Annotated in this window: 10 protein-coding genes; 5 read left to right on the forward strand and 5 right to left on the reverse strand. The window is 68.1% G+C overall.

Features of this window, described 5'->3' with window-relative positions:
- The 3 genes from P2L57_RS39360 to P2L57_RS39370 all read right to left on the reverse strand — a co-directional run.
- The coding region (locus P2L57_RS39360) for an integrase (protein WP_275823324.1) at positions 1 to 271 on the reverse strand (271 nt) is incomplete at its 3' end.
- A 519-nt stretch (positions 272 to 790) separates the two neighbouring features.
- The gene (locus P2L57_RS39365) at positions 791 to 1,411 is read right to left on the reverse strand and encodes a TetR/AcrR family transcriptional regulator (RefSeq protein ID WP_275823326.1); all 621 of its coding nucleotides are present in this window, start codon (positions 1,409 to 1,411) and stop codon (positions 791 to 793) included.
- Positions 1,412 to 1,491: 80 nt separating this feature from the next.
- Positions 1,492 to 2,205 (reverse strand): SDR family NAD(P)-dependent oxidoreductase, encoded by a 714-nt coding sequence (locus P2L57_RS39370; protein WP_275823328.1) that lies wholly within the window; start codon positions 2,203 to 2,205, stop codon positions 1,492 to 1,494.
- Between the two features lie 433 nt (positions 2,206 to 2,638).
- Between P2L57_RS39370 and P2L57_RS39375 the strand changes: the two genes are divergently transcribed.
- From P2L57_RS39375 to P2L57_RS39390, 4 genes are all read left to right on the forward strand, one after another.
- Entirely contained in the window at positions 2,639 to 3,670 is a 1,032-nt protein-coding gene (locus tag P2L57_RS39375; RefSeq protein WP_344185754.1) for an NAD(P)H-dependent flavin oxidoreductase, read from the forward strand.
- A 707-nt stretch (positions 3,671 to 4,377) separates the two neighbouring features.
- Positions 4,378 to 4,989, forward strand: coding sequence for an NAD(P)H:quinone oxidoreductase (gene wrbA / locus P2L57_RS39380; protein ID WP_275823332.1), 612 nt, complete (start codon positions 4,378 to 4,380; stop codon positions 4,987 to 4,989).
- 468 nt (positions 4,990 to 5,457) lie between these two features.
- Positions 5,458 to 5,754 carry a muconolactone Delta-isomerase family protein gene (locus P2L57_RS39385; protein ID WP_275823334.1) on the forward strand — a complete coding sequence of 99 codons (297 nt, stop codon included), beginning with the start codon at positions 5,458 to 5,460 and terminating at the stop codon, positions 5,752 to 5,754.
- Positions 5,755 to 5,932: 178 nt separating this feature from the next.
- Positions 5,933 to 6,304, forward strand: a complete 372-nt coding sequence (locus tag P2L57_RS39390; RefSeq protein ID WP_275823336.1) for a nuclear transport factor 2 family protein — start codon at positions 5,933 to 5,935, stop codon at positions 6,302 to 6,304.
- A gap of 361 nt (positions 6,305 to 6,665) precedes the next feature.
- Here the strand turns inward: P2L57_RS39390 and P2L57_RS39395 are convergent, their stop codons facing one another.
- Positions 6,666 to 7,277 (reverse strand): TetR/AcrR family transcriptional regulator, encoded by a 612-nt coding sequence (locus tag P2L57_RS39395; RefSeq protein WP_275823338.1) that lies wholly within the window; start codon positions 7,275 to 7,277, stop codon positions 6,666 to 6,668.
- A 147-nt stretch (positions 7,278 to 7,424) separates the two neighbouring features.
- Between P2L57_RS39395 and P2L57_RS39400 the strand changes: the two genes are divergently transcribed.
- Positions 7,425 to 8,012 (forward strand): ester cyclase, encoded by a 588-nt coding sequence (locus P2L57_RS39400; protein WP_275823340.1) that lies wholly within the window; start codon positions 7,425 to 7,427, stop codon positions 8,010 to 8,012.
- A gap of 426 nt (positions 8,013 to 8,438) precedes the next feature.
- On the opposite strand, the gene P2L57_RS39405 is transcribed toward P2L57_RS39400, so the two are convergent.
- The gene (locus P2L57_RS39405) at positions 8,439 to 9,302 is read right to left on the reverse strand and encodes an integrase core domain-containing protein (protein WP_275823342.1); all 864 of its coding nucleotides are present in this window, start codon (positions 9,300 to 9,302) and stop codon (positions 8,439 to 8,441) included.
- Positions 9,303 to 9,469 lie beyond the last annotated feature (167 nt).

Here is a 9,469-nt window from a genome sequence, read left to right on the forward strand (position 1 = left end):
TCTGCTTGGTCAGGCGCCGATGCCAGGCGAGCAGGGTATGTGGCGAGACGATCCGGTGGCCGTGGAGTCGCTGGGGCAGGAGTCGGGCGAGGGCGGCCAGCAGCGCCCGATCCGGCCAGTCGGGCTTTGGCGCCGTGACCTGTCTGCGTAGCACTGTGACCTCGTGGCGCAGGATGAGTATCTCGGCGTTCTTGGCCGCGGTAGACCGGCATGGCAGAGCGAGCCACGCGAAGGTACGCGTGGCGAGCAGGTAGATCATCCGTATGAGCACGAGGACTGATCATGCCCGACCGTGGGGACAACGCCCAGGTCAGCAGCGGTGAAGCAGTTTTGAAGCGCTACGGCTGGATCGTCGTGGACCTGGACGCCACGGTCATCACCACCACGTCCAGGAAGGGCGGAGCCGCAGGCGCGTTCAAGGTACGTTCGGGTTCCATCCGCTGGGCGGCTGGTGCACGAACACCGGCGAGAGCCTCGCGATGGAACTGCGCCCGGGCAACGCGGGGGCAAACACCGCGGACGATCAGACGGCCTCGGGCCCGGCGGGGCTGGCATCACTGACAGGGGCCGACGAACGGCTCGCGGTCATGGCCATGCACCCACCGGCACCGAGAGGTCACAACCCAACCCGTGAGGGCTGCGGGAACGCTGGTCGCCTGACGAGCGATCCGGTCTTTCGGCCGAGCAGCAGGGGCACGGCCTGGCCACAGAAGTCGGATGCTTCCGTGCCGGTGGGTGCTCACCTGCTGGCGGCTACGGGCACCGAGCCTCTCCGACCCGTCAGCTCCCATTAGGAGCTGACGGCTGCCGTGTCCGTTCGGCGCGCGGAGAGCAGTGACAGGCAGTTGTCCCACAGGGCTTCGAGGTGCTGGGTGTTGTTGTAGAGCTTGGCGAACAGCACCTGGCCCTCGAGCTGGGCGACGACCGACCGGGCGGCCTCCCGGGTGTCGCCGACGGCGACCTCCCCGCGCTCCCGGGCCTCGGCGATGACCTTGTCGACCATCTCCACCTGGGTGTCGAAGATCTGCTGCAGGCGTTCGCGGATGGGCTCGGTCTGGTTGCTCAGTTCCAGGGTGAGGTTGCCGAATATGCAGCCGGAGACGGTCCCGCAGCTCTGCTGGCCCGCGCGCAGGCCGGCCTCGGTCTCCTCGAACAGCCGGCGCAGCCGCGAGAGCGGCTGCGCGTCCTCCTCCAGGACCCGGGCCCAGTCGCTGCGCTGGGCCTCCCAGTGCTCGTCGAGGACGGCCAGTGCAAGAGCTTCCTTGGACTCGAAGAAGTAGTAGAAGCTGCCCTTGGGCACGCCGGCGGCCTTGCAGATCTCGGCGACACCCAGCGCCGAGTAGCCGCGCAGCTCGATGAGCGAGTGCGCGGCGGTGAGGATCTTCTCCCTTGCATCACTGGTGCGTCCCATGGCCGCAAGTGTACGACCGATCGTCTATGCCGAGGCACCGTGGTCCCCGGGCGTCTGGCGCGGCGCCCGGGGACGAGGGATCAGTGGCCGGCGCTCTGCCCGCCGTCGACGTGGAGGATCTCTCCGGTGACGAAGGGCGCGTTCTCGAGGTAGACGACCGCGTCGACGATGTCGCTGACCTCGCCCATCCGCCCCACCGGGTGCAGAGCGGCGAGCGTCTCGTGGAACGCTTCCGGGTGCATGGGGGTCTTGATGGTGCCACACGCGACGGCGTTGCTGCGGATGCCGCGGGTGGCGTACTCGACGGCCAGGGCCTTGGTCGCCGACTGCAGTCCGCCCTTGGTCAGCGAGGCCATCACTGAAGTAACCGCGGAGTTGGGATGGTCGACCAGGCTGGTGGTGATCTGGACGACGTGGCCGCCGTCCTGGCGGAGCATCTGCTTGACCGCGAGCTGGGTGATGCGGAAGAACCCGGTCAGATTGACGCCGGTGACCGCGTCGTAGTCCTCCTGCGTGTACTCGGTGAACGGCTTGGCGATGAAGATGCCGGCGTTGTTGACCAGGGTGTCGATGCGGCCGAAGCGCTCGAGGCCGGCCGCGATGACACGCTCGGCTGTGGCGGGGTCGGCGATGTCACCCTGAACGGTGAGCACGTTCGGATCCTCCGAGGCAGCAATGCCGCGGGAGGTGGCGACGACGGCGTAGCCGAGCTTGCGGTAGGCGTCCACCAGGCCGGCGCCGATGCCCTGCGACGCACCGGTGATGACGGAGACCCTCTGACCAGAAATGCTCATGATGACCTTCTTTGTGCATAGTTATGCGTCCGAAACCGACCACTGGTAAACTAGTCGACCGGTCGACAATAATCCAGGAGCTTCGGTAGCGCACCCCTGCGACAGTCCCACCACCTGCGGTGGGGCCCGCGCCTGTCAGGTTGGAGAAAGCACGTCATGGAAAGACCCTGGGAGCGGCGTGTGGCGACGCCGTGGACACCCCGAAGGCGGGCGAACCGGTATCGAGAGAGGAAGCGGGGTACGCGGGAGTTCCTGGCCGGGATGACGAGCGCCGCTATCGACAGCGCCGCCCCGCCGAGCTCGACCGGCGCCCGGCTGCCCAGGCACTACGGGCCGGGGAACCAGCCGCCCGCTGTCACCTGCCCCGGCCGTGGCGGGCCACGGACGCCGGACTACGGAGGCCGTGTCGATGTTTCGGAGAAGGAGAGTCCTGATGGCTTCGCCGCTCACTGATCTCGGGGTGGAGATACCGGTTCTGGCGGCGCCGATGGCAGGCAGCCCGACCACGCCCGAACTTGTCATCGCGGCGGCCGGTGCCGGCGGTCTTGGCTTCCTCGCCGGTGGGTACAAGACCGTGGAGGCCCTGGGTGAGCAAATCGCCCGTGCCCGCTCGGCGGACGTCGGTTTCGGGGTCAACCTGTTCGCCCCCAATCCCGTGCCAGTAGATCCCGGAGCCTTCCGCGCCTTCGCCCGCGCAATCGCGCCGGAGGGCCGGGCTTACGGTCTCGACACCACACAGACCCGGATCGTGGAGGATGACGACCACTGGGCGGACAAGATCGATCTCCTGCTCTCCTGCCCTGTGCCCGTCGTCAGCTTCACCTTCGGTATCCCGGATCCGGCCGTCATCGCGGCCTTTCGTGCGGCCGGAACGCTGGTGGTCCAGACCGTCACCTCGCCGGTGGAAGCACGCGCCGCCGCGGAAGCAGGCGTCGACGTACTCGCCGTGCAGGCTTCAGCCGCGGGAGGCCACTCAGGCACGTGGACCCCGCAACGCACACCCCGCGCTGTGCCCTTGCCCGACCTGCTCAGGGCGGTTCGGAAAGAGGTGTCTGTGCCCCTTGTTGCCGCAGGTGGCATTGCCACACCGGACACCATGACCGAAGCGCTTGCGGCCGGGGCTGCGGCGGTCATGGTGGGCACCGTCCTGCTGCGCGCCGACGAAGCCGGGACCTCGGCCCCCTACCGGGCCGCGCTCGCTGACCCGGCACGCCGTCAGACCGTGGTGACGCGGGCGTTCACCGGCCGCCCGGCGCGAGCGCTGCGCAATGACTTCACCGACCGGTACAGCGACCTGGCCCCGGACGGATACCCCGCCCTGCACCACTTGACAAGCCCGATGCGCAGCGCCGCGGCAGCGTCGAACGATCCCGAGCGGATCAATCTGTGGGCCGGAACGGGCTACCGCCACGCGACGGCGGAGCCCGCCGCGCAGATCCTCCACCGGCTGGTCTCCCGGGTGTGAAAGACCCGGCCCGTCGTACCGCAGGATGTCCGGCTCCGCGTGGTCCAGGCGGGGGCGACCGGTGATTACTTCCGGGGCAGGCCGAGGTGGAGGAACTCGGCCAGCAGTCGTGCGGCGGCAGTCCGCCCGAGGTGACCTTTCCACTGGTCACGAAGGCCGTGCGGCACCGAAGACATCATCGGTGAGCCTTCCCCGCTGCAGCAGGCGACCGGCCGGGTCGTACCGCAGGCTGTCCAGCACAACGGTGCCGACGGGCGCAGTCGCCTCGGCGGCCGGACGGTCGTTCTCCCGCAGGACCCCAAGCCACGGCCCCGTACTCCGACGAACAGCCTGCAGCCACCTGCATTGCGCGCAGACGTCAAGGCCCGTCCCCCAGTGCGGCACGCACAAGCACCTAGCTAGTCGGCCGTCTCCGCTCGCCGGGCGTGGGATGCGTGTCGCGTGGTGGGCCGCACTGGTGGAATCCACCCGCCCGCGCCTCTCAGGCGAAGGGCGAGGACCCTTCTCGTAATCATCTGTACCGAGACCAACTGGCCGGCTCTGGCCCGACGGGACCCCCTGCTACGCCTTCTACACCTGTGGACGTACCGACCAGCTCAAGGAGGAGACCGGCCAGATTGCTACTAGCCGACCAGTCTACTATTATGAGCTCGCAGGTCAGCTTTGCGACCACGCGTACCGAGTCCCGCATGAAGTGGAGAATTCCCGTGACCACCCCCGTCAAGCCCGCCGTCATCTACTACTCGTCCACTGGCACCATTACCGAGATCGCCAAGGAACTCCACGACGCCGGCGTCAAGGTCGGCGCTGAAGTCCGCCTTCTCAAGGTCGCCGAGCTCGCCCCCCAGGCGGCCATCGACGCCAACCCCGCCTGGGCCGCCAACCACACCGCCACCGCGGACATCCCGCAGGCCACCCCCGAGGACATCGAGTGGGCCGACGCCGTCCTCTTTGGCACCCCCACCCGTTTCGGCAACGTCTCCTCCCAGCTCAAGCAGTTCATCGACACCCTTGGCGGCCTCTGGGCCCAGGGCAAGCTCGCCGACAAGGTCTACAGCGGCTTCGTCTCCAGCGCCACCGCCCACGCTGGCCAGGAGTCGACCCTCCTCGCCCTCTACAATTCCATCCACCACTTCGGCGGTATCACCGTCAGCCCCGGCTTCACCGACCCGGCCAAGTTCGCCGACGGCAACCCCTACGGCACCTCGCACGTCGATGCCCAGGGCAACAACCCCGTCGACGACACCACTCGCACCGCCGCCCGCATCCAGGCCGAGCGCGCCATCAAGATCGCCGCCGCACTCAAGACCGCTGCCTGATCAGCCCGCCGAACGCAAGCCTGTCGGCGCCGCCCCCCCAGCGGGCCGACGGGCCGCAGCACCGCTGTCCGCCCCACCCCGCGAACGCACTCCCGCCAGCGCCACCTGCTCAGCGACTCCTCCCCCTTCGCAGGAGGCATTTCCGCTGTCCGCCGCAGGGCGGAAGCCGATGATGACGGAAGGCTCCACTTTGCCGTGCGTACCGCTGAAGCGGCTTGCACCGTCCGGTCCTTGGGGCCCCGCCATCGGCGGCGCCGGCCGCCACGCGGGTCCCGGACCCTCGCGCTCACCGCAACGATCGGATGCCCCGGCGCGGCCACGCCTCGCTGCCCGGTGGTGACCGGCCGACCTATCCCCAACGGAAGCAATGCAGGCCATCCCGCGTCGGGGATCCCACGATGCCTCTCACAGGCGGTTCGGACCGCCCCGAGGCCCCATAGATAGACAGAACCGAGAGAGGAAAGGACCATGAAGGAGTTCCTGGTAGAGCTCACCACGACCGTGCCCGAGGGCACCGACCGCGCCGAGGTCGACCGGCGCCGCGCCGCCGAGGCTGTCCGAGCCAAGGAACTCGCCTCCGCGGGCCACTTGGCCCGACTGTGGCGCCCAGTGGGCGAACTCCGCAGCATCGGCGTGTGGCGCGCCGACGACGAGGCCGAGCTCCGCGAGAAGGTCCTCGGAACCCTGCCCCTGTGGCCCTGGATGACCGCGCTAGTCACCGCCCTACAGCCACACCCCAACGACCCCGGCCCAACCGGCACCTGAGCCGGTACATCTGTGCCCGCGGCTTCCTGCCGCGGCCACAGCCGCGGCAGGAAGCCGCATTCCATGCGCTGCCCGCGCGATGCCGCCGTCCAGGCAGGCAGCAGCAGGTTCCACGGGCAAGGCAAAGCTCACCATCGGGTGCCGTTCAGTACGGGCCCTTCATGAGAGGAGAACGTTGATGAACGGCACAGCAACACAGGAAGCAATCCTGCGTGGCGTCATGGACCGTTGGAAGTCTGCGGTCGATGCGCACGAGCCGCAGCAGGTCGCCTCTTGTTTCACCGAAAACGCGATCTTCCAGGGGCTTCGCCCCTACAGTGTCGGCCGTCAGGGGATCGCCGAGTACTACGATTCCCAGCCTCTCGGATTGACGGCGGACTACCGGGTGCTGGAAACACGGCAGTTGGCCGAGGATGTCCTGCTCGGCTACATGGGTGTCGACTTCTCGTTCGCTGAACGGCCGACGATCAAGGTCACTCTCAGCGTGGTACTCAAGTGTGTCGCCGACCAGTGGCACATCGGCCATTATCAGGTCTCCGAGATCGGCTGATGAGTCCTGCAGGCGCGGAGGGTTGGGTGCTCCACTCCCCGCAGCAGTGGGGCGGGTGTTGTTGTGCACAACCTCAAGTCGACCGGCCGCGGTGCGCACGCGGGCTGGTACACGGTGTGCTGCGGAGGAGTCATCCTCATTCTCGGGCCCGACGGCCGGGGGAGACCGTACCGCAGGACACCGGTGGGGCCGACGGGATCGATGCTGCGTCGTCCTGCCGTCAGCAGCACGCTCTCCAGCCATGGCGACGGACAGGACGGTCTATCGCCGGGCAGGCTGGGCGCAGCTGGACTGCGACCGCCGATCGGCTTCCAGACCCTGGGGACTCGCGACAGGGCGGCGCACATAGCGCGCCGCCACTTCAGTACAGCGTGGCGACGGCGGTTCGGTACAGGACCTGCTCGGCTCGGCCCCACGACCAGCCATTCTCGGCCACCAACGTGCGCCAGCCACTTGGGCCGAACCAGAACCACAGCAGGTCCGCCGTCTCCTCCACCGGATAGTGGGGCGGTGGAACCAGAGCGTGGAGGTGACAGGCGGCGGCGTGGAGTGCATCTCGGTACGCCGCGGTCGCACGTTCCCACAGCGCCTCGCCGTGCTCGTGACAGGGCAATGCTTTGCGGATCGCCTCGTGCACGGCGAACTGCCCCTCGTTGCCCAACCGCGTGCCGCGAGTGAGGGCTTCGAGGACCGTCTCAGGCGTCCGCATGGCGATCACCTGCTCCATGGCCTGCTCGTAACCCGACGCGGCAACGCCTTCGTCGACGATCCGGTCTAGGATTTCGCCCTTGCTGCCCACGCTCGCGAAGACGGTCTTCGATGCGACCCCGGCCGCCGACGCGATGTCCGCGACGGTCACTCGCCCGTAACCGCGGTCGGCGAACAGCTCGATGGCCCGGCGCAGGATCAGCGCACGTGTCTGAGCAGCGGTCCTTTCTCGCAGGGGCGAGGTGTACGCGCGCTTGGAGGCCATGGGCCCATCCTATAGATGAATGACATATTGATTAGGCGCTCTATAACCTCAATAATCGCGAACTCGCGCGACCGAACCGAAGCCGTCACGGAAGCCGAGTTCGCGGCCTGCAACAGGGACGGGGCGCATAGCGGAGAGGTGGACACGATGGCACTGGACGCCGCCGAACTGGCGCACGGGCTCTTCGGGATACTCGAGACGGGCGACCCGGATCTGGCTGTCGACGTCGTAAGCGAGGACAACTACAACCGCGAAGCTGCCGTCGCACCCCTGGCCTGTGCCATTCCGGGCCCTGCGGGCACTTTGGCCTCAGGGGCGTGGTTGCGGTCGGCCTTCAGCGACCTGCGCTTCCCTCTCCTCGGTATTGCCCGGAACGACGATCAGGTCTGGGTCCGGCTGCGCATGCAGGGTCGGCACACCGGCCCGTTCGTGCGTTTCCGGGATGGCAAGCTCGACCAGGCCATCCCCCCGACCGGGCGCGAGATCGACGTCGAGCAGGTCCACATGCTCGACGTCCGCGACGGGAAAGTGGTCCGGCACGAGGCGCTGAGGGACGACATCGCCATGCTCGGCCAGCTCGGTGTCTTTCCCCCCGGCCCCGCCACAGCCCTACGGATGCTCGCGTGGCGGGTGTCCGGACGGGCCGCCCGCGCGGCGGCCGAGGTCGCGAACCTGGCCGCCGACGCCGCCGGTATTCTCACAGACACCTCGCGTCCGGCTGCAGGGAGGAACTGACAGTACGGCAGGACGGGCCCCGTCGGCGGCAGGACCACGACGCCGCCCCTTCGACCGCGCCAACAGTACGTTCCAACGCGGAACTTCACTCCGTTGAGTTGGTCCTCTGCCGCACTCGGGAGAGCAGCTCTGCTTCGACATGGGACACGGTGCCTGGAGACACGGTGCCCGAAGCGGCACTGGCGCCGCCCAGGAAAGCGACTGACCCTGTGGGTGCCGGAAAGTACGTCCACGCTGGTCAAGCTGCAGGTTGGTACTCGTGGAGGGTTCCGCCGAGTCGGTCGCGACGGCGTACGTCCAGTTGGGCGATCCGGTCCGGATCGTTGATCGGTGTGCGGCGTGCTCTCGCAGGTGAACCTTGGTCGAGGGAGCGCGTAGGGCTTCAAAACGGCTTCACCGGCTGTGGACTGGGAAGGCGTCGAGTGGTCAGTCTGCTCGGCGGTACTCGTTGATCAGGCCAGCGGCGGCTTGTCTTCGTTCGATCCGGGCTGTGGGCAGGGGAATGACGTTCGGGTCATTCATCGGCGCGAGTTGGTTGAGAGCGCGGTGAGGTCGGTGGCCGTTGAAGTGACGGGCGTAGTCGTGAAGGATCTTCTCGGCGTGGCCGCAGTCGAAGATCGGCAGGCGGTTGGTGCACTCCTCCCGTACGGAGCGGATGAACCGCTCCGCGTGCGGGTTGCAGTTGGGGCTGCGTGGAGGGATCTTGGCCGCGCTGATGTCCTCACTGGTGAAGACGGCGTCGAAGGCCGCGGTGAACTTCGCGTCCCGGTCGCGGATCAGGTGGGTGAAGTCGGCGGCGTGGTCACCGAGTTGCCATATCAGCTGCCGGGCCTGTTGAGTGGCCCAGGCGGCGGTGGGATGGGCTGTGACCGCGAGGACGTGCACGGTACGGGTGCGTTCCATCACGAACAGGGCGTATAGCCGTTGCAACGTGATGGTGTCGAGGTGGAAGAAGTCGGTAGCGAGCAGGCCGCTGGTCTGGGCCTTGAGGAAGGCGGCCCATTCTCGGCGCGCGGGGTGACGGCGCGGTGCGCGGCCGAGGCCGGCGGCACGCAGGACGCGGCGCACCGATGCTGCGTTGATCGTGTGTCCGAGGCGACGTAGCTCGCCGTGGACGCGCCGGAATCCCCACCGAGGGTTCTCGGTGCCGAACCGGATGATCAGGTCGCGGAGCTCGTGGGACAGTGGCGGGCGCCCTGGTGTGGGCGGCTGGGTCCACTTCAGTTTGATCAGGCGCTGGTGCCAGGCGAGCAAAGTGCGCGGGGAGACGATCCGGTGCTCGCGGAGCACCCGTGGCAGGACACGGGCGAGCGTGGCCAGCAGCGCTCGGTGAAGTTCCCCCCTGTTCTTGGACAGCGGGTTTCTACGCTGCGGGGGTGAAGTCTTGTCGGAGCCTGGCTCGGGTTTCGAGCGGGGTGATGTACCCGTATTCGCGGTGCTTGCGCAGGCGTGCGCGG

The sequence above is a fragment of the Streptantibioticus ferralitis genome, from assembly GCF_029223525.1.
Lineage (GTDB): Bacteria > Actinomycetota > Actinomycetes > Streptomycetales > Streptomycetaceae > Streptantibioticus_A > Streptantibioticus_A ferralitis.

Coding starts and splice junctions, on each gene's coding strand:
- P2L57_RS39365 (WP_275823326.1), bottom strand. CDS start 1,411: ATGGGACGCACCAGTGATGCAAGGGAGAAGATCCTCACCGCCGCGCAC.
- P2L57_RS39370 (WP_275823328.1), bottom strand. CDS start 2,205: ATGAGCATTTCTGGTCAGAGGGTCTCCGTCATCACCGGTGCGTCGCAG.
- P2L57_RS39375 (WP_344185754.1), top strand. CDS start 2,639: ATGGCTTCGCCGCTCACTGATCTCGGGGTGGAGATACCGGTTCTGGCG.
- P2L57_RS39385 (WP_275823334.1), top strand. CDS start 5,458: ATGAAGGAGTTCCTGGTAGAGCTCACCACGACCGTGCCCGAGGGCACC.
- P2L57_RS39390 (WP_275823336.1), top strand. CDS start 5,933: ATGAACGGCACAGCAACACAGGAAGCAATCCTGCGTGGCGTCATGGAC.
- P2L57_RS39395 (WP_275823338.1), bottom strand. CDS start 7,277: ATGGCCTCCAAGCGCGCGTACACCTCGCCCCTGCGAGAAAGGACCGCT.
- P2L57_RS39400 (WP_275823340.1), top strand. CDS start 7,425: ATGGCACTGGACGCCGCCGAACTGGCGCACGGGCTCTTCGGGATACTC.